General features: G+C 48.9%; 30 protein-coding genes, 2 tRNA genes and 1 pseudogene. 21 read left to right on the top strand and 12 right to left on the bottom strand.

The features are described from left to right. Positions 1 to 602 precede the first annotated feature (602 nt). The 9 genes from KDK13_RS06855 (at position 603) to KDK13_RS06815 (ending at position 3,783) form a co-directional block, all read left to right on the top strand. Positions 603 to 755: a hypothetical protein gene (locus tag KDK13_RS06855; RefSeq protein ID WP_257284228.1), complete on the top strand. Its 153-nt coding sequence runs from the start codon at positions 603 to 605 to the stop codon at positions 753 to 755. Positions 756 to 776: 21 nt separating this feature from the next. Then, positions 777 to 971 (top strand): hypothetical protein, encoded by a 195-nt coding sequence (locus KDK13_RS06850; protein WP_257284227.1) that lies wholly within the window; start codon positions 777 to 779, stop codon positions 969 to 971. Then, complete coding sequence (locus KDK13_RS06845; RefSeq protein WP_257284226.1) at positions 968 to 1,228, top strand: type II toxin-antitoxin system RelE/ParE family toxin; 261 nt, start codon at positions 968 to 970, stop codon at positions 1,226 to 1,228. Before KDK13_RS06850 ends, KDK13_RS06845 begins: the two co-directional genes overlap by 4 nt. A gap of 88 nt (positions 1,229 to 1,316) precedes the next feature. Next, entirely contained in the window at positions 1,317 to 1,649 is a 333-nt protein-coding gene (locus tag KDK13_RS06840; RefSeq protein WP_257284225.1) for a hypothetical protein, read from the top strand. Between the two features lie 47 nt (positions 1,650 to 1,696). After that, positions 1,697 to 2,011 carry an AlpA family transcriptional regulator gene (locus tag KDK13_RS06835; RefSeq protein WP_257284224.1) on the top strand — a complete coding sequence of 105 codons (315 nt, stop codon included), beginning with the start codon at positions 1,697 to 1,699 and terminating at the stop codon, positions 2,009 to 2,011. Between the two features lie 170 nt (positions 2,012 to 2,181). Continuing rightward, on the top strand, positions 2,182 to 2,472 hold the full coding sequence (locus tag KDK13_RS06830; protein WP_257284223.1) for a hypothetical protein: 291 nt from the start codon (positions 2,182 to 2,184) through the stop codon (positions 2,470 to 2,472). After that, on the top strand, positions 2,465 to 2,791 hold the full coding sequence (locus KDK13_RS06825) for a hypothetical protein (protein ID WP_257284222.1): 327 nt from the start codon (positions 2,465 to 2,467) through the stop codon (positions 2,789 to 2,791). The genes KDK13_RS06830 and KDK13_RS06825 overlap by 8 nt, the downstream gene beginning before the upstream one ends. After that, positions 2,775 to 3,095 (top strand): hypothetical protein, encoded by a 321-nt coding sequence (locus KDK13_RS06820; RefSeq protein ID WP_257284221.1) that lies wholly within the window; start codon positions 2,775 to 2,777, stop codon positions 3,093 to 3,095. Before KDK13_RS06825 ends, KDK13_RS06820 begins: the two co-directional genes overlap by 17 nt. A 148-nt stretch (positions 3,096 to 3,243) precedes the next feature. Then, positions 3,244 to 3,783, top strand: a complete 540-nt coding sequence (locus tag KDK13_RS06815; RefSeq protein ID WP_257284220.1) for a hypothetical protein — start codon at positions 3,244 to 3,246, stop codon at positions 3,781 to 3,783. A 219-nt stretch (positions 3,784 to 4,002) separates the two neighbouring features. On the opposite strand, the pseudogene KDK13_RS19170 reads toward KDK13_RS06815, so the two are convergent. From KDK13_RS19170 to KDK13_RS06800, 4 genes and pseudogenes are all read right to left on the bottom strand, one after another. Then, a pseudogene (locus KDK13_RS19170) lies at positions 4,003 to 4,101 on the bottom strand (DUF4124 domain-containing protein); the annotation flags it as partial. Between the two features lie 160 nt (positions 4,102 to 4,261). Further along, positions 4,262 to 4,819, bottom strand: coding sequence for a recombinase family protein (locus tag KDK13_RS06810; protein ID WP_257284219.1), 558 nt, complete (start codon positions 4,817 to 4,819; stop codon positions 4,262 to 4,264). 446 nt (positions 4,820 to 5,265) lie between these two features. Continuing rightward, positions 5,266 to 6,219 carry an ATP-binding protein gene (locus KDK13_RS19165; protein ID WP_257284218.1) on the bottom strand — a complete coding sequence of 318 codons (954 nt, stop codon included), beginning with the start codon at positions 6,217 to 6,219 and terminating at the stop codon, positions 5,266 to 5,268. Positions 6,220 to 6,256: 37 nt separating this feature from the next. Next, positions 6,257 to 6,502 carry a hypothetical protein gene (locus KDK13_RS06800; protein WP_257284217.1) on the bottom strand — a complete coding sequence of 82 codons (246 nt, stop codon included), beginning with the start codon at positions 6,500 to 6,502 and terminating at the stop codon, positions 6,257 to 6,259. Positions 6,503 to 6,592: 90 nt separating this feature from the next. On the opposite strand from KDK13_RS06800, the gene KDK13_RS06795 reads away from it, so the two are divergent. Further along, a complete protein-coding gene (locus KDK13_RS06795) occupies positions 6,593 to 6,973 on the top strand; it encodes a hypothetical protein (protein WP_257284216.1) in 381 nt (126 codons plus the stop codon). A 76-nt stretch (positions 6,974 to 7,049) separates the two neighbouring features. Here KDK13_RS06795 and KDK13_RS06790 read toward each other — a convergent pair whose 3' ends face one another. Together KDK13_RS06790 and KDK13_RS06785 are read right to left on the bottom strand one after the other, a co-directional pair. Next, entirely contained in the window at positions 7,050 to 7,571 is a 522-nt protein-coding gene (locus KDK13_RS06790) for a hypothetical protein (protein ID WP_257284215.1), read from the bottom strand. A gap of 2 nt (positions 7,572 to 7,573) precedes the next feature. Next, on the bottom strand, positions 7,574 to 7,729 hold the full coding sequence (locus KDK13_RS06785) for a hypothetical protein (protein WP_257284214.1): 156 nt from the start codon (positions 7,727 to 7,729) through the stop codon (positions 7,574 to 7,576). 313 nt (positions 7,730 to 8,042) lie between these two features. On the opposite strand from KDK13_RS06785, the gene KDK13_RS06780 reads away from it, so the two are divergent. From KDK13_RS06780 to KDK13_RS06750, 7 genes are all read left to right on the top strand, one after another. Then, the gene (locus KDK13_RS06780; protein WP_257284213.1) at positions 8,043 to 9,443 is read left to right on the top strand and encodes an alkaline phosphatase; all 1,401 of its coding nucleotides are present in this window, start codon (positions 8,043 to 8,045) and stop codon (positions 9,441 to 9,443) included. A 63-nt stretch (positions 9,444 to 9,506) separates the two neighbouring features. After that, complete coding sequence (locus tag KDK13_RS06775) at positions 9,507 to 10,631, top strand: YibE/F family protein (protein WP_257284212.1); 1,125 nt, start codon at positions 9,507 to 9,509, stop codon at positions 10,629 to 10,631. Positions 10,632 to 11,221: 590 nt separating this feature from the next. Next, positions 11,222 to 11,359, top strand: coding sequence for a hypothetical protein (locus tag KDK13_RS06770; protein ID WP_257284211.1), 138 nt, complete (start codon positions 11,222 to 11,224; stop codon positions 11,357 to 11,359). A gap of 53 nt (positions 11,360 to 11,412) precedes the next feature. Then, the gene (locus KDK13_RS06765; protein WP_257284210.1) at positions 11,413 to 14,088 is read left to right on the top strand and encodes an ankyrin repeat domain-containing protein; all 2,676 of its coding nucleotides are present in this window, start codon (positions 11,413 to 11,415) and stop codon (positions 14,086 to 14,088) included. 221 nt (positions 14,089 to 14,309) lie between these two features. Next, complete coding sequence (locus KDK13_RS06760; RefSeq protein ID WP_257284209.1) at positions 14,310 to 15,803, top strand: sugar ABC transporter ATP-binding protein; 1,494 nt, start codon at positions 14,310 to 14,312, stop codon at positions 15,801 to 15,803. Between the two features lie 5 nt (positions 15,804 to 15,808). After that, complete coding sequence (locus KDK13_RS06755) at positions 15,809 to 16,792, top strand: ABC transporter permease (protein WP_257284208.1); 984 nt, start codon at positions 15,809 to 15,811, stop codon at positions 16,790 to 16,792. Between the two features lie 96 nt (positions 16,793 to 16,888). Further along, positions 16,889 to 17,845, top strand: coding sequence for an ABC transporter substrate-binding protein (locus tag KDK13_RS06750; protein ID WP_257284207.1), 957 nt, complete (start codon positions 16,889 to 16,891; stop codon positions 17,843 to 17,845). Between the two features lie 2 nt (positions 17,846 to 17,847). Here the strand turns inward: KDK13_RS06750 and KDK13_RS06745 are convergent, their stop codons facing one another. Together KDK13_RS06745 and KDK13_RS06740 are read right to left on the bottom strand one after the other, a co-directional pair. Next, positions 17,848 to 18,054 (bottom strand): type II toxin-antitoxin system VapC family toxin, encoded by a 207-nt coding sequence (locus tag KDK13_RS06745; RefSeq protein WP_257284206.1) that lies wholly within the window; start codon positions 18,052 to 18,054, stop codon positions 17,848 to 17,850. A gap of 707 nt (positions 18,055 to 18,761) precedes the next feature. After that, positions 18,762 to 19,079: a class I SAM-dependent methyltransferase gene (locus KDK13_RS06740; protein WP_373692221.1), complete on the bottom strand. Its 318-nt coding sequence runs from the start codon at positions 19,077 to 19,079 to the stop codon at positions 18,762 to 18,764. Positions 19,080 to 19,108: 29 nt separating this feature from the next. Between KDK13_RS06740 and KDK13_RS06735 the strand changes: the two genes are divergently transcribed. The 3 genes from KDK13_RS06735 (at position 19,109) to KDK13_RS06725 (ending at position 20,708) form a co-directional block, all read left to right on the top strand. Then, the gene (locus KDK13_RS06735) at positions 19,109 to 19,237 is read left to right on the top strand and encodes a hypothetical protein (protein ID WP_257284230.1); all 129 of its coding nucleotides are present in this window, start codon (positions 19,109 to 19,111) and stop codon (positions 19,235 to 19,237) included. A gap of 578 nt (positions 19,238 to 19,815) precedes the next feature. Further along, the gene (locus KDK13_RS06730) at positions 19,816 to 20,010 is read left to right on the top strand and encodes a plasmid pRiA4b ORF-3 family protein (RefSeq protein ID WP_257284204.1); all 195 of its coding nucleotides are present in this window, start codon (positions 19,816 to 19,818) and stop codon (positions 20,008 to 20,010) included. 314 nt (positions 20,011 to 20,324) lie between these two features. After that, on the top strand, positions 20,325 to 20,708 hold the full coding sequence (locus tag KDK13_RS06725; RefSeq protein WP_257284229.1) for a DUF29 domain-containing protein: 384 nt from the start codon (positions 20,325 to 20,327) through the stop codon (positions 20,706 to 20,708). A 337-nt stretch (positions 20,709 to 21,045) separates the two neighbouring features. Here KDK13_RS06725 and KDK13_RS06720 read toward each other — a convergent pair. The 4 genes from KDK13_RS06720 to KDK13_RS06705 all read right to left on the bottom strand — a co-directional run bounded on the left by KDK13_RS06720 (position 21,046) and on the right by KDK13_RS06705 (position 22,274). Then, positions 21,046 to 21,132 (bottom strand) — tRNA-Leu (locus KDK13_RS06720). Between the two features lie 50 nt (positions 21,133 to 21,182). After that, a tRNA-Leu gene (locus tag KDK13_RS06715) sits at positions 21,183 to 21,269 on the bottom strand. Positions 21,270 to 21,633: 364 nt separating this feature from the next. Then, on the bottom strand, positions 21,634 to 21,906 hold the full coding sequence (locus KDK13_RS06710; RefSeq protein ID WP_163371979.1) for an HU family DNA-binding protein: 273 nt from the start codon (positions 21,904 to 21,906) through the stop codon (positions 21,634 to 21,636). A 200-nt stretch (positions 21,907 to 22,106) separates the two neighbouring features. Beyond that, complete coding sequence (locus tag KDK13_RS06705; protein WP_257284203.1) at positions 22,107 to 22,274, bottom strand: rubredoxin; 168 nt, start codon at positions 22,272 to 22,274, stop codon at positions 22,107 to 22,109. A gap of 294 nt (positions 22,275 to 22,568) precedes the next feature. On the opposite strand from KDK13_RS06705, the gene KDK13_RS06700 reads away from it, so the two are divergent. After that, positions 22,569 to 23,123 carry a chorismate lyase gene (locus KDK13_RS06700; RefSeq protein WP_257284202.1) on the top strand — a complete coding sequence of 185 codons (555 nt, stop codon included), beginning with the start codon at positions 22,569 to 22,571 and terminating at the stop codon, positions 23,121 to 23,123. The last annotated feature ends 264 nt before the right edge of the window (positions 23,124 to 23,387 follow it).

Here is a 23,387-nt window from a genome sequence, read left to right as displayed (position 1 = left end):
TGGGTCCCGAGTTCGACTCTTGGTGCCGGCACCATACACAGCAAAGCCCGAAGCGTTAGTAAGCGCTTCGGGCTTTTTGCTATCTGAAGGTTTAGTCCCCGTTTCGTATTCGATGAAAATTTCATCGCATCTGCCTATTCTTGTTTCCAGCTTGTTGCAGGAAATACTTTTACCACGATGAAAGCAAAATGTTTTGATTACAGCGGAAAGTTATGACTGATCCAATGCTCTGGCCGGATCTGAGGGCTACGACTTTCAGCGAAACTGCGTTACCCTGACAGGATCGAAAGGGACGACAGGGAATGGTAAAGATGTATGCTATACCGCTGATAGTCAGGGCAATGGCCATCTTGCATACCTTAAGAGACGTAGCCGGTTGTTCATACCCATGGCTGTTTTCTTCAGGGGCTAAGATCGTAGCGGAGCTAATAAGGGGGAGTTGAGATCGCTTACCCTGAAATCCCTGAAGCACGATTTATCTGCTATAACAAGGCACTTACTGGATCGGTATATGCAGCATGGTTAAAAACCTGATGATTGATGCTGGGGTTAACCGGGAGTAGAGAAATCTGCTTCAGTCCCACGCACAGAGCGGTGTGGACGTGAAGCATTATGACCGGCATGAGCATCTCCCAGAGAAGCGGGAAAGTATCCGCCGATACGATGCCCCGCTGGATAAAATCCTGAAAGGGGAAGAGACCACCCTGGTGGATATGGATATCTACCGCCAGCAAAAAGAACTCAGTTTTTCATAATCAACTAAAGGGAACACTGCCATGAAACCAGACAGCAGCCCCCAGTACATCACCGACGATCAGGGCAACCGGGTATCTGTCGTCTTATCGGTGGACGACTACCAAGAACTATTGGATGACCTTGAAGACCTTGCCGCCGTCGCCGAGCGCCGGGATGAAGAATCCATTTCACACGATGATGTGCTTAAGCACCTGAAGGCCAGCGGCAAGCTATGAGCCGTTATACGTTGCGCTGGAAGCGTTTCGCCCTGAAGGAGCTGGAGAAGCTGCCCAAGACCACGGTGGGCAAGCTGGTGGCACTGGCGGAGTCGCTGGTGGATGATCCATTTCCCGATGGCTGCCGCAAGCTGTCCGGCACGGAACATACCAGGCGGGTCAGGACAGGCAACTATCGTCTGGTGTACCAGATAGACAACGGACAGTTAATTATCGAAGTAATCAAAGTCGGTCACCGTAAGGCGGTTTACCGCTGATTTTTTCTTTGGCCAGTATAGGGTTGTACCCGAAAGGACAGGTTTCACGGCTGTCTTGATTGGTTTGTTTGAGCGGGGGGGAATAACAATGGCAATCGATCTGAAGCATTGGCTATTAAAGTCAGCCTACACCAGTGATGAAGCTGCTTTATTATTCGTTGGTGTTGAGTCCTATGATGTAAATCTGAATGTCAATAATGCACTCTATGCGAAAATACCATACGCCGAGAAAGCCGCCGTTATCAGTCAGGTTCTACATGAGAAGTTCGTAGAAGATCACGACTGGGAAAATATCCCGACCATCCCAAAAGAAGACATTCTCAGTTTCGCTGAGGAAAACCAGTTAGCCTTTCCGTATGAAAATGCTTTTTCCTTGCGCCGCAAACCTTTTACCTTCAGTTCTAACGCCCTATCCAAATAACCTGACTCCCAAGCCATTCCAAAAAATGCCTTACAGGAGTCAGGGATATGACCACCAGCAACACCCCTTTCAAAAAAAGCAAAACCTGTCCGGTTACCACTGCTGACCAGAAACCTGCTGCCAGCCAAAGCAGTGACACCAGCACACCGGCACTCAAGCCTGAGCCGCAAAAGAGTCTGCCACAGGGCGTCGTCTACCTCACCAACCAGCAAGTGCGTAAACGCTACCAGATCGGCAATACAACGCTGTACCGCTGGATTAATGACGAACAGACCTGTTTCCCAAAACCACATCACTTAGGACCACGCTGCGTTCGCTGGCTGCAATCGGAACTGGAAGCCTGGGAGTCACGACGGGCCTGATTGAGCAACCACCATCCACCACTCAAATCCGGGCGGTGGATCAATCCGCAAAAAGTGAACCTCTAAAAAAACACCTTGATCAGGTCCATTGGATGGAGTCTTTTAACGAATGAAAGTACTACCCCCCAAACGGCAGGCAGCTAGTAATCCCCCGCCCTATACGATTGGTCATGCTGTACGTTGGCAGCCCTCAATGCTGGCAGGCAGCCAATAATGCCAAACAGCTCGCTCAACAAAACCATCTTGTTTTGCCGTTGATCACTGATGCCAAAAAATATCATTGGCCCGTGAATGATTGCCCTGTTGTGGTGATTGATTTTAATGATTCAGCACTTACCGATATCGGCATCTTGATCAGTGTACTGCTTCAGGCCGGAGCCAGGTCAGTGGACGTTAAGCAGATCAATAAACCCCAAACCATACGTTATCAGCGTCCAGAGAAGGGGGGCAGCTATGCCTGATAAAAATGCAAAGGCTGAGCATGGCCTTGAAGCGGCAGTCATTCAGATTGATCAGGATAACGACATTAGCAGCTTGACCTCTAAAGATGCTTCTTCCAAAGAGAAGGGTAATGATGTACTGAAAAACATACTCTCAAGCATCAGTGAAGCCATACCCGAAACTGATCTTGAAAGGCGGGAACAAATGACCCCGAACCTTACTAACGTGGAAAGGCTCCAGGCTGAAAGCAAGAACTACCAGAGCGATGATCATACCGATGTCGATTCTGAAGTTCCTCCCGAGGGTGTTGGTAGCCCTTTCTATGTATATTGCGGCTGAAGGCGGCTTCGGTGCCGCCAAGCGAGCCCATGGTTGGAAAATGACGAATAACAATGGTGAGCCTCCTGAAGGAGGTGATGCTGATGATAAGCCCCTGACCCTGTCGAAAAATCAGGAAGCTTTGTATCAGACTGTCAGGTCAAGAACAGCTTCTGGGGAACCCACGACAGTGGCTGTTATTCGGGATGATCTTAAGGCACAGGGATTGGCCATCTCTAATTTTTCCAAATGGCTTGAAGCACTGGTTTCAAAAGGGCTGATACGTTTTGATGGAGATACATTGATACCTGTCAATAAGGGCTAAGTGCTTGTTCGTCGTCTCTCGTCGCTTATATATATAAATGACGAGACGACGAGCAATAAATAGTGCGTTTGGTGGGATCTTTATGTGTAACAGTTTCACTTCAAGGTGCATTTTTCGATAGGGATTTAGGTTCTACAGGGAGGTAACCATGGGAGGTTACAACAGTGGCAGAAAGGCCAGCGGCGAAAAAAATGTCGAGGATTACTATACCCTGGACATTTGCTGGCTTTACCGGAATGGATTACTGGAACCCGGAAGAAAAACAGTGATCCGGTTTGGCAAGTCGTTCGCCATCAGGATGAAATGCAAGACCCGGTTCTGGGGCTGGGAGCAGTGTCTGCATGTTGAGTACCCGGTCTGGAATGATGCCGGGAAAATTGAGACAAGGGAGCAGGTGATCGGTTTTGAATGGGTCAGCACCCTGAAAGGAAAAACCCGCAGCCCCTACTTCTACTGCCCTATGTTGGAAATTCGTGCTGGCCTGCTGTTGCACGTATGGGAGGTTGTGGTTGGTAACGAATACATGGTCATGGGGTTCTGCTTTTTTATCTGTAAAGCTCCCCAGCTAATCGGCATCTTTGCTTTTCAGTTCTTTTATCTCATCACGGAACTGTTTTATTTCTTCCTGATGCAGATCAATCTGAATCTTATATTTAGAAGTTACTGCCTCCATTTCAGTGGATATTGATTCTTCCCAGGTCGCACCAGCCAGGTTATTACGGGAATAGAGCTTTTTATGACGGAGGTAGGCTATTTCCTTTTTCATTTTCTTACGCAAGGCTTTTATCTTTTCCTGGGTCCGGCTTATTTGGTCTTGGAGCAGAACCTCTTTCGTTTTCTTGCCTGCCTGCTGGATTTTCTCCTCACTCATTCCCTCCATGATTGATATCTCATCAAGAGTCACTGTCTTCTGGGAGTCCCCGCAGGGTTGATCCGAAAATACGGTGTTACCATTGTTAATGCATTTGTATATCTGAGCCTGTGAAGCAATGGGTATTAGCAGCATTGAAATGAGAAGCATCCCCCGATAAACCATAGAATCACCTTATAATTATTATCCAGCACTCTCTATTGGCAGAGAAATGAGCCTAAAAACTACTGCCAACATTTCTTTATTAACATACCTTGTCGACCAGACTATTTCATAATAATCGCTCACCATTTATTCAAGTATGGTCGAGCGAGTTATAAAGTGTCTGCCTGCTAATACAGAACTCCTGAGCCAGCGCCTTTTTGGGCTCACCGGCAGCCACGCGCCTGGCCAGTTCCTCTACCTGTTCAGCGGTCAGCTTGGGTTTTGCCCCGATCTGCTTGCCCTGCTTTCTGGCTGCTGCAATCCCTTCCCGCTGCCGCTCCCGGATCATGCTTCGCTCGAACTCAGCAAAAGCGCCCATCATTTGAAACATCAGCTTATGCATCGGGTTGCTGTCGCCGGTAAAGACCAGATTCTCTTTATGGAACTGGATACTGACACCCTGTTCAGTCAAGTCTTCTACCAGAGACTGAAGATCTTTCAGGCTGCGAGCAAGACGATCTATAGAATGGACATGTAATCGGTCACCTTTTCGCAAATGACGCAGACAGGCTTTCAGTTGAGGCCGATTGGTATCTTTGCCGCTGCAATGGTCTTCAAAGGTGGCATCCAGCTCAATACCATCAAGCTGGCGGCTGGTGTTCTGGTCAATGCTGCTAACCCGGATGTATCCGACGTTCTGGCCTTTCACGTTACTGCTTCCTTTTACATCTTGTTTGAGTAAAGGAAAAACTAAACCCTGATTTACACCCTGTCCAATTGACCAACATCGAGTTTGTTAGACACGACAGCTCAACCACTTGCCAGTCATCACAAACGTGTCCAGAAAGCACACTCTATTAGACACAGCTTATCGACGATTCTGACACTGGCAGGCTGCCGGACATGATAGGCTGCCCATCGCGCTATCAAATAACCATCAAATAAAGTCCATCCTCATAACTGCTTGTTTTTCAAAGCATCCAGAGTTACTTACAGGCAGGATGGCCATGGTGATCACCGAATCCATCAAATAACCATCAAATAAAGGTCATCCTGATAACTCCTTGTTTTTCAAGGCGTTCAGAGTTATGTGCAGCAGGGGTGACCATGATGATCACCGAATCCATCAAATAAAATATGCCTGCCATAAACGGCTTACGCCCAAAACGGCACATACTTCGCATTACGCTTGCCCTGTTCTTCATCAAAGGGACGAATTAGTCCGGCGTCCAGAGCGTCTTTGATCACCCTGGATATGGCAGCACTGTTTTTCGATTCGATACCAAACCGTTCTCTCAGGGTGGCGTTGGTCATCTGACTCCGTTCCACCCACTTCAGGCAAGCATGTTGGTAACAGGCCCTGGTTCGGTCAGCCTGAGTCATTTCAGTCCATGTTTTATGTCCAAATAAAACAACAATGGTCGATTCATCCCTGGTTTCAAACAGGGGGGCCGGTAATTGATACAACTCGATCTGGGCTATGGCCTTATCAATACCGCTGCCTCGCTCTTCGCAGATGCCGGTTCTGCGCAAGAGAGAGGCCATTGCCTCATTACGGGACCGTGGTGGGCTATCGAGGAAACGCTGGGTATCAACCAATGGAATGCCCGGGTTGGTGATCTCCATCCGGTCTGAAAATATTTCCACCATCGGACTGGTTCCGGTGAGAAAAAGATCCTGATGGATCAGCGCATTAGCCACCAGTTCCCGAACTGCAAGGTTAGGGAACATGGGTACTTCTTTACGGAGGGCTTTTCCCATTACCTCATTGCGGGGGACATAGGTATTTATAAAACCAATCAGCTCTTCAAAGCCGTTCCCATAGCCTTTACCGCCCACCTGCTCCCGAACGGTTTCCTGACGATTAACGCCTTTATAAATAATGACTCGAATAGCCTTTCGTTTAAGCGTCTTGAATTGCTCAAGGTCTTTGGCAAACAGCAGGGCTCCCAGGTTGGTGATATCCCAGTTTCCCGACTTACCAGGTTGAATCAGTTCCTCCTGCTCAAGCTTTTCCAGAATACCTGACTTGTTGTCTGGAAGCGGCAGCGACAATAGCTCGAAATAAGAGGGATAATCCAGCAAAGACAGAACCTGCTGACCGTCCACATTCTCGATGGCCAGCAGTTCTTCATACGGGGTGGTATCAAAGATGCGCCAGAGCTTCCGTTCTTTCTCCGGAAAGTCTTTCAGCTTTCAGGTCATCGGGGTGAATATCCACATTGCAGACGATTTTTACCTCAGGAATGGTCTCCAGCCACTCATGGGCCACTTCAAACAGTGAGCTGGTAAAGTACCCGGCAATGCGCTTGTAACTTCTTGCCCCCTTGAGGTGTTCCGCCAGAAAGGTTCTGTCCAGTGGGTGAATGCGGGAAGAAAAGCGTTTGATCACGGTGGCCTCATAAACAACGGGTTATTGCCGGTTTGTCGGCATGAACTTCTGCTATATTCAACACCCAATCAATAAAAATGAGAAGTCATTATGAGTCTGGAGAAACGGGTAGAACGGCTGGAATCGCACGTTGACTCTCTGGATAGTGCGGTTCGCAGTCTTATCAAAATTACTGGTGAAACGCACCAGGTTGTTCTGGAAAATCAGCGTGAAAACCGCGTCCGGTTCGATCAGCAAGATCGCCGTATGGATAAAATTGAGTCCAGCATTGCTGCACTGGCAGAGGCGACCCGTGCGGGTTTCGAGAGAGCCGATAAGCGACACGATGAATTTGTAAAAGAAACCCGTGAACGCTTTGACCAGCACGACAAACGCTTTGACCAGCACGACAAGCGCTTTGACCAGCACGACAAGCGCTTTGATCAGATTGAACTCCTGATCCGCCAGCTTCTCCCCAACGCCAACAATTAACATGCTACCTGAATAAGGATTATGGCGGCCTTCGCCGCCAATCCCCACCGGCATCTCATTGCCAAAAGTCTGCTGGTTATGCCAGTCGCAAATTACGCAGCCGACCGGCCAGTATTTCTGCAGCGTCCCGTACCTCCTGATCCAGCGCCTTGTTGCTGATGAAATGGGTCAGATCCATCAGCAGTGGTCGGGAATCCAGAAAGTCCGGCAACTCTTCCTGCATCTGGTTAATCACCACCTGTGGGGCGGTTTCTGCCAGTAACTGTTGCAGGGCGATCACTACCCGGCCAAGGGGCGTGGGGCCAGACTCGGTACTGTCAGAGAGATCACGGGAAGCAAACTCCCGGACAGTTTTCAGTCGGGCCTTATTGGTGGTCATGCTGGCCATTACGCTGGTGTAATCCCCCACCCGGAACGCCTTGGCAAAGTTCTGGTAGTTATCCAGCTTGGAGGCACCGGTGCCGGACTCCATATCCATCATCCGCAGATAGAAGCGCTGAATGCCCCGAATGGCCTGCCAGCTTTCGCGCTGCAGGCCTTCTGGCACCAACAGGCTGTTGGCGGCTTCGGCGGCTTGCTGGACGATTTCATCCACCACCGTCACTTCGCCTTTCTGGCGGGGGCGCAGGGCATCCAGGACCAGCCGGGGTTAGTGCGGGCACGCATCATCACATCCTTCCATGGGGTGCGGCGATCCTTCTGAGGCCAGTCTACAAACGCTTTGGCTTCTGACTGCTGAAGGATGGATTGCTTCATATCATCCGGCATGTCTTCCGGTAAGTCATTGGCGCTGATCTTTTTGGGCTGGTCGTCTCCGTGGACAGCAAGTAAGGTTCCATTGGCAGTTCCTTTCCCCCAGTATTGATGGATTTGGTTTAAGGGTTTATCAGCAGCGTTGGGGAAGCAACCTTTGCGATGAAGTCGTGATGATTGGCTTGTATCTTGTTTGATTTAAATCAATTTGACCACCCATTATCATCAAACTGCCACATAACTGACAGATCCTGTTCATATTCCATCGTTATTTTTTCCTTCGAACACTTAATAAACTCCGAATGGAATTCATACCATGTCTATTTTTACTCGTACGGTTATTGCGGCCTCTATTGTGATCGTCAATTGTTCATCCGCTATTGCGGCGGATGCTCCGAAAAATATTATCTACCTCATTGGTGATGGCATGGCCACTGCTCATCGTCAGGTGGCGGAATACTACCTGCAAGAGAAAACGGGTAACCCAAATGCCCGTCTTGCCATGAACTCACTGCCTGTGGCTGGTATTAATACCACCCACTCAGCCGACTCACTGGTGACCGACTCGGCAGCCTCTGGTACCGCACTGGCGGCAGGTGTAAAAACCAATAATGGCATGATCAGTATGCTGCCGGATGGTACAAAAGTTGCGACGTTACTGGATGGTGCCCAGGCACAAGGTAAGTCAACCGGTCTTATTACAACGACCCGTTTGACTCATGCTACTCCAGCAGCCTTTGTTGCCAACAACATCAGTCGTGGTAATGAAAACGAGATCGCGGATGACTATGCAACGGCGAATGTGACCTATGTTGCAGGTGGGGGTTATCGTCATTTTGTTGTCGGCAAAGACTCAAAACGTACTGACGGTCAAGACTTGGTCGCGAATATGGAACAACAGGATTACCGTACCTTTGTCGGCACGGAGTCGGTCGATAGTTTCCGTGGCTATCAGCCTAAAGTCGGCGATAAGGTATTCGCCGCTTTTACTAAATCGCATACGCCCTATGAACTGGACCGCATGCAAAGCGATGTCACCCCGTCGCTGGCAGAGATGACCGAAAAAGGCATTGAGTTGCTATCAAAAAACAAAAATGGCTTCTTCATGATGATTGAAGGGGGTCGTATTGACCATGCTGCGCATGCGAATGACATTGCCGGAGTCGTATACGATACCCTTGCATTTGATGCGGCAGTACAAAAAGCCCTCACGTTTTATCAACAACACCCAGAGGATACCCTGGTCGTCATTACCGGCGACCACGAGACAGGTGGTATGGGGATGGGCTTTGGCAAGAACTATTTTATGACCCTTAGCCAAATTAACCATGCCAGGCAGTCGGTTGAGGACAAGCTGCAAAACATTTATCGCGGTGATCGCGAAGCGTTTTATCGTCACATTGCCGAGCAGTTTAAACTGAATGACCTGAAGTCGGATGAAAAAATTGTGATTGAACGCGCGATGGATGCCGTGGATAACAAAGATCCACAATTAGGTGTGAACTATGGCGGTTATGATCCTGTTGCGATCGCGGTGGCTCATGTGACCTCGAAACGTGCGGGTGTTTATTGGACATCTTATGCCCATACGGCCACACAGCTACCGCTGTCTGCGATCGGCGTTCAGGCCGATGAGCTAGGTGGCTTTAAAGACAATACCGAAGTTGCACAAACGCTTGCGGATATCATGCAGGTGAAAATCGGCAAACAAGGTTAATCCTCTGTTCTATTTCCAGGCAGGCACTGCGAAGTGTCTGCTTTTTCTTTATGAGGAAACGTCATGCGCGGTATCTATCTTACTTTTATGGTGATGTTCTGTTTTGGTTTTTATTCGCTGAGTAAAAACACCGCCACAACAAACCAAATGGAAGTGTTGGCCGAGGTTATTCAGGTCGATAACAGTAAGCTGACGGTTATTGGCAGTAACCGTATCGGCGAGCAAGTACTGACGGTGGAACTTGAGGATGCCATCTCTGATGAAATCCGGTTTAAGGCGTACAACCTGCTCAGTGGCACCATGGAGTATGATGAGTTTTATCATCAGGGGGATAAGATCCTCGTGGCTGTCTTACTCAATTCGCAAGGGCAAGTCTCTCAGGTCAAAGCCTTATCACATTATCGCCTGCCATACCTTGCCATATTATTTGTTCTGTTTGCGATAGCCTTAGTGGTATATGCCAAAAAGATTGGCTTGTTGGCGCTATTCTCGTTCACGGGTTCGATGGTTATTATCTGGCAGTTACTGATCCCTGGCTTGTTAGCGGGTTATCCCCCGTTATTGATCACAAGCCTCACCCTGGCAGCGTTAAGCACCTTGATTATTATTTCTGTTGCAGGTTGGACCGATAAGGGCAAAGCCGCGTTAGCAGGAACCATGGTCGGCCTGATGGTCACGTCTGTGCTTTGTATGATTTGTGGTGAACTCTTAAAGCTTGATGGCATGTCTCAACCTATGTCGCAGTCGCTGTTATTTGAGACCGGGATGCATCTGAATATGCTGGATATTCTATACGCCGCTGTATTGATTGGTGCCAGTGGGGCGGCGATGGATGTAGCGATGGAGATGGCAGCAACGATTGAAGAACTTAAACTGACGAATCCGGGCATGACACGCAACGCATTGATGCGTTCAGGGTTTCGAGTTGGCAATGCCGTGATCGGCACCATGACCACCACCTTGCTTTTGGCGTATTCTGGCGGCTGCCTGACACTGTTAATGCTCTTTATCAGCCGAGACACCAGTTTGCTTCAAATCCTGAATATGAAGCTGGTCGCCAGTGAAATTGCCCGTACATTGATAGGAAGCTTTTCTTTGGTGATTGTTGCGCCCCTTACCGCGTGGATTTCGAGCCATATGCTGATGAAAACGCAGAGCATGCCCAGGCTGGCAGCCTGTCGGACTTAACATCCCGTCTGCCCGACGATCCTGGCTGATCCCCAACAATAGCTGGAAATTCTGGCGTTCAGCTTTTTTCAGTTTCAGGGAAGATCAACATCGAATCTCTCAGATTTTATTAACAAGAATGGTTTGCTGCTGACAGTTTCCGGGGATTACCCAGGCCACCTTTCATGTTCATAAAGGGCGACACGAAATACAATAACAAAAACCCCGCATAAAGCGAGGACCGTAGAGAACGAACAGCGTCGTTGGGTTTTCCTGTGCGTCCTGCCTGGTTTTTCGAGGCTTCCATCGGTTCACGTCATTGTGATACCTGAACACCTCTTCCCTAACAATAAACAACCTCGCCAAAAGCAAGGCTGTAAGTGCTGATCCATCAGCTGTAAGCCGTTTTTATTATTATTTGGGTGGTATTTATTCTTAAACAGAGAGTGAGTATTTGGTGTTCTTATTACCAGGCCCCGAAACAATCGTTATCGACTTCGGCAATCACTCAATGCACAGGCATAGATTACGTATTTTCCGAAACAAAAGAATTGATCTGCGTCAATAAAACCGAGTTGGCAATAACCGAGTTGGCAATAAAAAGGAAGCCAATGTTATCTGAATCAAAAATGGCAGAAGCCATAAGAAGCCATAGATGTCGGACCATCACCAGCGGGATGTTGATGTTTTTCCGGATTCGCCAGGAACAAGGCTCTCAGGAGTCTGACAGCCAGAATTATCTCTGCTAGCATCATTGACGCTTCTTTTGCCGATGGCCATCCACCATTAGTCAGGAGTTCTGATGAATATTGCCATTTCGCCAGTCCCTGCCGCTATTCCTTTTATTGAAAATGATGCCTGCCCGGTGTGCCTGCATGCATTTGCTGATCAAAAAAAAACCACCGTTGCCACTTGTCAGCATCGTTATCATGAAGAGTGCATCACTCCCTGGCTGAACAACCCTAAAGGGATTGACCAGCGCAGTGTCGATGTTGTGCAGCAATCATCACCCCGGCAGGGCAGTACAGCTGAACCGCTGTCTGACCAGGCCACCGATGAACCCCTGCCCCTGCAATGCTGTCGTTCCGGAAATAATGAGGCGTTGTCTGGCTGGCTTGAGCGGGAACCGGTGCTGGCCCGGCAGAGCTTCTACTCAGCGTGGTACGGTGGCCATGTCACGCTGTTGCATATCGCAGCCCAGACAGGCAATGAGGCGTGTGTACAGATGCTGATTGACCATCACTCTGATGTCAATGCCGTCTCATCTTCAGGCGTGACGCCCCTGCATTTTGCTGCCGAATTTGGCCACGAGCAGTGTGTCAAAACATTGATCAGCAATGGTGCCAACATGAATATCCGGGACAGTATGGGCCGGTCGCCCCTGCACAGCGCTGCAGAGCAGGGTCAGGTGAAGTGCGTGGAGCGTTTTCTTGAATTCAGGGCGATTGGCAATGAAATTGACCTGTTTGAAACCACCCCCCTGCATCTCGCCGCTATGATGGGACACGATGGGTGTGTGGCAGCACTGCTCTTCACCGGGCCCAGAGAGAAGCATGGCGTGAGGAGTTGGGTGAAGCATGAAGAGAATATAGATGCCACCTGTGATCACCACCATACGGCACTGCACCTTGCCGTTCTGAATGGTCACGGCAAGTGTGCAGAAATGCTGCTGGATCACGGTGCCGATGTGAATGCCCTTCTGGACAAGGGCAAGACGCTCTTGCATGTGCTCACCCGAAGTGGCCCCATGGATTTCCTGCAAGCGCTGCTTGGCAGAGGATTAGCTGTCGATGCTAAAGACGACAATGGCTGGACAGCCCTGCACATTGCCGCCTTTGCTGGCCGTGTGAACTTTCTGGAACTGTTGCTCAATCACAATGCCAGCCTGCTGGATGCCACGGACAACGACGGCTCTACGCCCCTGCATATGGCAGCCCTGGCTGGCAACGCCCGGTGCGTCGAATGGCTGCTGAACCGGCAGGCAAACGTCAATTGCAGAAACAACAGAAACGTGTCGCCACTGAGCAACGCTGTCTATCAGGGACACCTGGAGTGTGTACAACTTTTACTCGCTCATGGTGCCGGATTTATTGAAGCCACCACAGAATCTGGCTGGTCGCCCTTGCACAGTGCCGTAGATAATGGACATATTGAGTGTGTGGAACTTTTGCTTGGTGCCGGGCATGAGGTCAATGCGGCCACCAATGATGGTTTAACCGCTCTGCACAGAGCCGTCATAACTCCCCAGCGAAACTCCGTGGACATCCTGCTCAAGTATGGTGCCAACACCCAGGCCCTCACAGAGGGCAACAACACCCCTCTCCATAATACGATTTTGTTCGACAGCGTGGAGTATCTGCAGGCCTTGATCAGGCAAGGGGCTGATATCAATGCCAGGACCGTTTATGGCCTGACGCCACTGCATATTGCTGCCCGGGAAGGGAGTGTAAAGTGTCTGAAAGCCTTGCTTGAACACCAGGCACTGATCGTCAGCTCCCAACGAGGCGGGGGATGGACACCCCTGCATTTTGCCAGCAAAAAGGATCACAGTGAATGTCTTCGGTTGCTGATGATGGATAAAAGGGTAAACATCAATGCCGTGGATGATAGAGGCCTTACCTCCCTGCACATCACCGCCCAGTTTGGCAGCGTTCAATGTATGGCTGTGCTGTTGAATGATAAAGACCGTGTGCATGTTGATGTCAGGAGTAACAGGGAATGGACTTCTCTGCATATAGCCACACAAGCAGGCCACTTGGAGTGTGTTCAACTCCTTCTGGCTTATAAAGCGGATATTAATATCAAGAATGCACGGGGCCTGACTCCCCTGCACCTGGCTGCCATGAACGGTCAAATACGGTGTATGCAAGTCCTGATCGATAACAATGCCAATATCAGTGCCACAGATAACAATGGACTTTCGTCCGATTTCTACGCTGCCCGCCATGGCCATCCAGACTGCCTGGAACTGTTGATTGATAAGCGGGCAAAGTCCGGTATTTCCGTCAATGAGTTAAAGGGAGGGATATCTCTCCTGCATCTCGCGGCCCAGTGTAGCCGAAGCGACTGTGCTCAAGTCCTGATTAACAAAGGGGCGGATGTTAATAAAACTTCAGCTGAAAGCTTGACTCCCCTGCACATGGCCGTGAAGCTGGACATGGTAAAGACTGCACAATTCCTGATCCGTAAAGGGGCAAATATCCATGCTACCAGCAGCATAGGCCAGACGGTGCTGCATCATGCTGTCAAGTCAAATGCCATTTGGTCTGTGCCAGCTCTGATCGACAGTGGCGCTGATATCCATGCCAGGGATTGCCATGGCCAGACACCTCTGGACCTGGCCAGGAAGAAGAAACGTGGGAAGCTGGTATTGATGCTTGAGAAGGCAGAAGCAAACCCGGAGCAAAACTCCCTGACAGTGCAGGAAATTTGGCCATGGGTAGAACAGCAAAAACAGCTATTACATCACAAACCTTGAAACCCTCTCTGAACAGCCAGCGAGGCTCCTTGCTCCCCAGTGAAAAGACTTGTTGATTCATGTCAAACAACGATAATTTTCAACAGAAAAATCATTGCTGTACTTTATAGACCCAAATAATCTTCCTGCTATCTCCTGAAAGCAAAACCATCATTCTTTAATTGATGGCCATTTAATCAGAATAATATTTACTGCTGTTCTTATGACCTGAGGGGGAAGTTATGTCAGACACGCTACTGGTAATGAAAAAGATCACCAAGCGATTTCCGGGGGTGCTGGCCCTGGACGGGGTTAACTTTGAGATACGAAAAGGGGAAGTCCACGCCCTGCTCGGAGAAAACGGCGCCGGTAAATCAACACTGATGAAGATTCTTTCCGGTGTTTACCAGAAAGACGAAGGAGAGATCATCCTTGCCGGTAACCCGATTATTCTCAATGGCCCGTTGGCTGCACAACATCTTGGCATCAGCATTATCCATCAAGAGTTTAACCTCTGCTCTGACCTCACGGTTGCGCAGAATATTTTCATCGGCCGTGAACACCGCAATGGCTGGCTATTAGACGACAATAAACAAAATCAGGCCGCAGCAGAAATCCTCAAAAGCCTAAACCTTGATATTTCACCAGACACCCAGGTCAGCTCTTTAACTGTTGCCCAGCAACAAATGGTCGAGATTGCCAAAGCCCTTTCCTGCCAGTCCAGGATTCTGATCATGGATGAACCCACCGCGGCACTTACCGAAAGTGAAATAGAAAGCCTTTTCAAAGTCACCCGTATGCTGAAAGCACAGGGTGTGGGGATTGTTTACATCTCCCATCGCCTGGAAGAGCTGGCGATTATCGCTGACCGGGCAACCGTCATGCGTGATGGCACCTACGTTGGCACGGTGAATTATCAAGATACGACGCTGGACGAATTGATCAGCATGATGGTGGGGCGGGACCTGGACAACATTTTCCCTGTCCATCACTCGGCTGTTACTGAAGAAGTTGTCCTTTCGGTAAAAAACCTCTGCCGAAAAGGGGTTTTGAACAATGTCAGTTTTGATCTGCACCGAGGAGAAATCCTGGGCTTTTCCGGCCTGATGGGGGCCGGTCGAACGGAAGTTGCCAGAGCTATTTTTGGTGCAGACCCGATTGATAGCGGCTCCATCACCCTTAATGGCAAGCAGCTGGCAGGCCATGCCATTGGGGATGCCATAGAGAGTGGCATTGGTTATCTCACGGAAGATAGAAAACAGGAAGGCCTGGCCCTTGGGCTTTCGGTAGAGACCAACACCCTGTTAAGCAATTACCCACGATTTGCCAATTCACTTGGCGTCATTGATGAAGCAACAGGCTCAACTATTGCCGGGCAACTGAGCAAAAGACTGCGAATCAAGACACCTGACCTGCAACAGCTGGCCGGCAACCTCAGTGGCGGTAACCAACAGAAAATCATTATTGCCAAATGGTTGTGTAAAGATACCGACATCCTGATATTTGATGAGCCCACCCGCGGTATCGATGTTGGCGCCAAATATGAAATCTACGAGTTGATGTACGAACTGGTAAGGCAGGGCAAGTCGATCATCATGATCTCTTCAGAGTTACCGGAAATTCTCGGCCTGTCCGACCGGATTCTGGTCATGCGCCATGGCTGTATTACCGGTGAACTGCAACGAAAAGATGCCAATCAACAAAACATAATGAAATATGCTGCATTGGAAGGTTAATGAATATGTTTGCACAAGCAGAAAAACAGCAACCTGAAAAAACAGGTTTGGCCATGAACAGGGAAGTGGTGATGAAACTGGCTCCTTTGTTGAGCCTGGTATTACTCTGCATGTTCTTCAGTGTCGGCAGTCCTTATTTTTTCTCTGTCGATAACTTGATGACCATTGCCCTGCAAACCGCTGTCATTGGCATCATGGCCATTGGTGTGACCTACGTGATCATCACTGGCGGTATTGACCTGTCACTGGGTTCAGTCATGGCATTTTCCGGTGTCTGTGCGGGGCTTGCGGCCACTGTCGGTATGCCTCTGGTGGTGTGCATTATGATCGGTATTGCCGCAGCGACCGCCTGTGGCGTGGTCAGCGGTGCCCTGGTTACCAAAGCCAATATCCCGCCGTTTATCGCGACCCTGGGCCTGATGATGTCCGTTCGTGGACTCAATATGGTGTTTACCGATGGCCGTGCCATTTACTTCCTTGATTATCCGGTATTCAGCACCCTGGCAAATGGCAAACTGTTTGGCATTATCCCTTTCCCTGTTCTTTATCTTTTTGCCATAGGGCTGCTTGCCGCGTTCATCCTGAGGCGCACCATTTTTGGCCGCTACATTTACGCCGTTGGCAGCAATGAAGAAGCCGCCAGGTTGTCCGGAATCAACGTTCAGCAAGTGAAGTTAATGGTATATACCTTCTGCGGTTTGCTGACCGGTATTGCCGGTATGATCCTGGCGGCACGGCTCAACTCCGGGCAACCCTCTGCAGGTGTCAGTTATGAGCTTGAGGCTATCGCGGCTGTGGTCATCGGGGGAACCAGCCTTGCCGGTGGCGTTGGCACCATCGGCGGCACCATCATCGGTGCGTTCATTATGAGTGTCCTGAAAAATGGCTTGAATTTAATGGGCGTATCGCAATTCTGGCAGATGGTTGCCACTGGCGCTGTGGTGGTAGCCGCCGTCTATCTGGACAACCTTCGCAAACGTTCAAAATAAGTTTTACACCGACGTTTAAAGCTGAACCCGGTAGCCACTGAATTTACATAACAAGATGATAACGATCACACCTGATTGTTAAAAAGGGGAAACACAATGAAACTTCGAGCGTTAACTGCATCTCTATTTATGACCGCCGGTTTGATGGTTTCATCCGGAAGCGCCATGGCCAATAAGGAGATCTATCTTCCGGTTGTCAGCAAAGGCTTTATGCACGAGTTCTGGCAAACGGTAAAAATGGGTTCCGATGCGGCTGCCGAAGAACTTAACGTCAAAACCAGCTTCGTTGGCCCATCGGATGAGACCCAGATCGACCAGCAGATTCAGTTGATTGAAAACACGCTGGCGAAAAAGCCAAACGGGTTGCTGCTGGCGGCCCTCGACGGCAATGCCCTGATCCCATCAGTCAATCGCATGCACGCTAAAAACGTCAGCATTGTAACGTTTGATTCGGGGGTTAATTCTGATATTCCGTCCGCTTTTGTGGCAACCAATAACAAAAAAGCAGGTGCTATGGCAGCAGCGGAAGTCGGTCGGCTGCTTAACGGGAAGGGTAAGGTTGGCATTGTCGCCCACGTTGCCGGAACCACCTCGGCGATTGACCGGGTAGACGGCTTTGTAGAGCACATGAAGGCAAACTACCCGAACATCGTTCTGCTCGATCCCCTGTACTCTGATGGCGACCCCCAGAAAGCCATGAACCAGACCATGGACATCACCCGTGCCAACCCTGACCTGGCAGCGGTTTACGGCACTAACGAAGGTTCTTCCATGGGGGTTGCAACGGCCATTCAAAGCATGGGAAAAAAAGACAAAATCAAGGTAGTTGGTTTTGACTCCAGTGAAGCCATCGTTAACTTTGTAGAAACCGGTGTCATGCAGGCCGCCGTTGTTCAGGATGCCTACAGCATTGGTTATATCGGCCTGAAGACTCTTCACCAGGTAATGAACGGTGAAAAAGTGGAGAAGCTGATTGATGTGCCAGCTGTCCTGGTAACGGGCGATAACCTCCGTGACGCCAGAATTCAGAAAGTCATCAATCCGCTTGGCTGATTCTATTCACGACAATCGTCTTGTTTCCTGGAATTTACCGGGCGGGATCCTGAAAGATCCTGCCCTTTTTCAATACCGAACTGCAACTCATAACAGGAAATGGATGAAACATAGACCTTTCCCTGATGCTCAATAAACCTATCAATGACCGGGCGATTGTGTTTTAAAACCGCAATACAAATATCGGTATCAACCATGTATTCCACCATTAAAAGTCCTCCCGATCCTGGCAGGCTGGTTGCTCCCGCTCTGGAAAATCATCAATGGGTTCCATCGCCAGGAACGTTTCCCAGTAGTCTTCGATCGGCGTCAGGATGATGGCTTTTCCTTCTTTACGACCTCGAACGTTATTTTGCCCTGCAGTTTCACGAATACCATAAAGATGGCTACAGGATTCTCTACCGGGTTGATGACTCGAAAGCCGTCATTGTGACTTTTATCTTTATGAGCCAGTTTCAAAAGACCCGCCGGTTATTGGAACAGTTTGTTTTTCGGCGGTGATCAATTATTAACAACAGTTAATCCAGCAATGACTTTATCTCGCTGGAGCAGTTGGCAGGCCCATTTTCTCGCCATATCTGTGAGCATCTGAAAGAGGCACCAAAACAGACGACAGCGAAATCCAGTAGATTCTTGACTACATGCACAGACTTTAATCTTGGGAAAGTTGACCAGGATTATCTCTGCGCCCAAAAAGTCAGGCTCGGTTTTCAAAATGTGATTGATGCTTTTCACAATGTTAATCGTCGTGAAGTCGGGGAACGCTTTTTATAGATGAAAGAAATACGGCCAACAAAGGTATCCGAATGAGTATTTTATCAACAGTCATCTGCCCATCAGAGAGACTTTGATGCAACTCCTGTAATATGGCTTCATCCATATACGTAAAATGACGTCCATTCCGTAATACCTCACCTTACCCATATTTAAAGGAGCAATAAAAATAGCCACCCGGCACCAGGAATCCTGCCAAGTGGTTAATGGTTGTAGCCAGTTCTACATAAGGAACGTGAAGCAGGGAAGCACAAGCCCAGACTCTATCAAACTGTCGTTTTGTCTGAAACTCATCAAACCGGCAAGTCTGGACTGTCAGCCCCGTTAGTTGAGCAGCCATCGCGGCCAGAGTGACACTGGCATCAAACGCAGTGACCTTATAGCCTTGGCTGACAAAAGCTTTGGCATCCCGGCCTGAACCACAACCCGCATCAAGAATATGTCCTCCATCGGGAATCATTGGCAGGAAATACTTGTAATCCCGGAGCTTTGAGCGAAAGCGTGGCCTGCGTTGATTACAGTGTCGCAAGGCCCGGAGGCAAACTGATGGCTTATCGTTGGAGTGGCGAGCAGAAGCTGGATCAGAATAATTTTATCTGGGTAGACAGAACTCTGTAGGAATGGACTGAATGCAAAAAGAGAGTAGGATGCTTTGCTTTTCCACCCACAGGAAACGCAACCAAGAACCCAACAGAGCAGGAGTATGTTCTTGACCTTATAGAACGCCTGAAGCTGGACCCAAAACACCCGTTATACAAAGAGCTGCGAGCCTACCAACTTGCCCGCACTGCCTGGCTGGCGCAAGGGAATCGGCAGAATGGTTTAATTACCCGACCCTGATCAATCATCAGGGCATCTCATAACAAACAACAATTAACAAACAACAATGCCCTGCCTAATAAACTTCCTTCCTGTTTAAGCTCATGGGGCGACAAGAAATACAATAACTTTAATCGTCCACCAATTCCGTGGATAACCCGGTGAACAACCCGTGGGATAGTCAGAAAAACAGGGAGAAATGCGGGCTAAATACAGAACGGTTGTTTTTTGACCAACAGTGAATAACTGAGCAAAACAAAGAACCTGCATAACCCGCATAAAGTGAGGACCGTAGAGAACGAGCAGTGTCGTTGGGGTTTCCAGTGCGTCCTGCCTGGTTTTTTAGGCTTCCATCGCTGGATTTCTGCGATGCCTTCGTGACTGAAACCCGGCTGCGTCAACTTGAGCCGGTTCCCGGAATGAAGATCACCTTTGTCTTTGATTATGGTGATAACTGGGAATTTGACATCGTGGTCATGCACGGCAGTGAAGAGAGTACGTGTGATACCCAGGTGATCGAACGTAAAGGTGAAGCGCCGGAGCAATATCCGGAATATGAGGATTTTTATTGATTAATATTTAACCAGTTATTCCTACCCCGCCTGTCTTAAAGGCTGCCTTTATCCCCTAACGGTTTATCCACAATCTTTTCCACACAAATTCCGGATAACTGTAACAGGGGATAATAATTATACAGGCAGGTACTGCAACGGGTTATAACGAACTACCGACAGTATAAACACAACCTGCCAACAAGTTACCCACAGACTTATTCTGGAAATAGCTGACTGCTGAACAGAAAAGAATCCCCGTAAAGCCACCGATGGGTAGAACAGCAAAAACAGCTATTGCAATCCGGCCAGCTTGACCGGCTGGATATAAAAACCTGCTAGAGGAGCTGGGTGAAGTGGGCAAACAAAACCAGCACGCTCTGGAATCGCACTTAATCAACCGGATCCTGCACCTGCTCAAGCATCAGTACCAGACTCAAGTGATTAGCCCCCAACGGTATGAACCACAAGAGTTCCGAAGCTGGTATGAAACCATTGATACTGCCCGGCGTGAAACCAGGCGATTAGTGAAGAAAAACCCTTCTCTGAAAAGCCGTATGGCAGAGGTAATCACGGACAGCTACCCTGATGCCAAAGCTGGTGCCATCAACCAGATGAATAAATACCTGCCGAAAGACCAGCAGCTTACCGACCAGAGCTTCCCGGCTGAATGCCCACGGTCCTATGATCAGTTAATAGACGATGACTGGCTGCCTTAAAGCCTGAGTAGGGCAAGGCTTTCACTGCAAGTTAATACTCAAAATGAATCACGCCCGCTCGGGCAAGACAATCCGAGCTGATCAACCGTGCGGTAGATGAAGGACAGATTAATGAGAAATGGCACTTCCACCACCTGAAAGCCAAAGGCGTGTCTGACCACGAAGGATTAGTATCCGGTCACAAAACACTGGAAGCGAAGAAAAACCATATCCGGAAAACTCAGGAAGTACAGGGTACGAGAGAATAACAAAAAAAATGAAGAGAGATGAGAGGAAATATCACCGGGCAGTTGTCCGGTTCTTTCTGCCGCAGATTACACGACATATCTTTGAGTATTGGTGCCCAGGAGAAGACTCGAACTTCCACGACCATACAGTCACTAGCACCTGAAGCTAGCGCGTCTACCAATTCCGCCACCTGGGCACAGCTGAAAGCAGTGTTGATTGTAATGACAAGACAGAAATCGATTGATTTGGTGCCCAGGAGAAGACTCGAACTTCCACGTCCAATCGGACACTAGCACCTGAAGCTAGCGCGTCTACCAATTCCGCCACCTGGGCCTTGCCACCGCCGTTCAACATCTCAGCGATGCGGCGCATATTAGAGATCACTGGGTGGACTGTCAACCACTTAAATTAAGATTAACAAAAGAATAATGTGGGTTTTTTCGACTGGTACGTTTCATCATGAAACCCAGTACCCATAACAACAATTTGAATTTCACTACTTCAGTCCCAAACTCTTTATAAAAAGAAAACACTTCCCCATGGAGCAACTTGAAAAAGCTGGCAATGGAAAAATGCTTTCTGAGGGGGGTAAGTAGCTAACCATATTTATGAAGATGGTAAAACCGGTATCCGGTTTACCATTGACGTGCTGGCCCTGGCCAACGCCATCAATGGCAACTGGCCAGACGGAGATCGATCAGTTCACGGCTTCTTTCAGGGCTTTGCCTGGTTTGAAAGCCACCGTCTTACTGGCCTTGATCTGGATGGTTTCACCGGTTTGGGGATTTTTACCGGTACGGGCTGCACGGCTGCGCTGTTCAAAGGTACCAAAGCCAACAAGGTTGACAGAGTCTGCTGATTTCATGGCACTGGTGATGGCTTCAAGAATGGCATTAAGCGCCAGGGAAGCCTTGTCCTTGCTGATATCCGCTTCGTCAGCGATAACATTGACCAGATCGGGTTTACGCATAGGGAATACACTCCGTTTTGTTTTTCTTGTTTCTTCCCTTGGATCAAGGGTTTTTAGCTTCCTGAGCAAGGACGGCAGCAGCTCTTGACTACAGGTGTGTGGCTCACAGACAAAAACAGACTAAAACACCACCGCTCTCAGGGCAAGAGTCTGGACCAACTTTGTAAGATTTTTGTCAGAAATTCGGGTTTTTCTATCAATCAACTGACTTCCATCATCTCAAAGTCAGTTTTGCTGGCTCCACAATCCGGGCAGAGCCAATCCTCCGGAACATCCTCCCAGGCAGTTCCAGCGGGTATACCATCTTCAGGCCACCCGACAGACTCATCATAGACAAAACCACAGATAATACACTGCCACTTTTTCATCATTTTCTCCGGTTCATACATTCCAACAACTGTTTATTTCTGGAACTTATTTCTGGAACTTATTTCTGGAACTCTTCAAGGCAAAAATGCCGATTGCACTTTTACCATTTTTGAATGGCCTCATTAAAGCACAGGATGGCGCTCCATTAACGTTTCAGAGGGTACAAAGCTGAACGATAGTGATATTCTTTCCATGAACTGGTATGTGGAGGATGTTGAAGGCTCCTTGCCTGACTGATCCCCACTTGATTGACAGATCCTGGAGTCATCGGCTCCAGGCAGGATGTACTGCCGATGCCCTTTGCTGACATGAACTGGCAACCTGCTCAAGATGCCAAAGCGATACCCAGCGCACTGCGTGAGATGATACTGGATCAACACTCGCTGACCCGACGGCTGAAGCAGGCACACAACAACGATTTTTTTGTCCGGGTCATCGCCCATGATTGGCAGGAACCGCATGCCTCAGAGAAAGCCTTTCTTCATTGTGACGATCAGCGTGCCAGCGTAAGAGAAGTCCTGCTGTTTGGCTCAGGTCAACCGGTGGTTTTTGCCCGCAGTGTGTTACCGGAGTCCAGTCTGTCCGGTGAGAATAAAGCACTTCTGGAACTGGGAGACAAGCCATTAGGTGAATACATTTTCAGTCAGCCCGGCCTGCGCCGTGGACCGATTGAAGTTGCCGATATAAAAGCCAGTGAATTTAACGCATACCTTGAAGTGGAATTTACAACAGAAATCGCCTGGGCCAGACGATCCCTGTTCTATCTGCGGGAGAAACCGATTGCCGTTTGTGAGTTTTTTTTGCCGGAACCTGAGTGTGCTGAGGGACTGTCTGAGATCAGAGAATAGCGGCTATCTGAGCAACCCCGTCTCGGTGACCCCGTCTCGGCGACCCCGTCCATGGCAAGAGTCGCAAGATTTAAGAATAAAAGTACTGTTCAAGCGAATAGTGGTTTTTCATATTTGCCGAATAAAAGCAAGTTTTTATCCTCATTTTTTTGTCACCCTCACTTCCGTTGTTTTAATTCGGAGATTAACATAGCGTAAAGATCTGATTTAATAAAAAATTCAGACATACTTTCGACGTAGTCAGGATTTAAATAAACATTATAT

Origin of the sequence: Endozoicomonas sp. SESOKO1, assembly GCF_024606265.1 — a bacterium.
In the GTDB taxonomy this organism is placed as follows: domain Bacteria; phylum Pseudomonadota; class Gammaproteobacteria; order Pseudomonadales; family Endozoicomonadaceae; genus Endozoicomonas.
The sequence above is the reverse complement of the archived record's forward strand: the minus strand, read 5'-3'. Positions and strand labels throughout refer to the sequence as shown.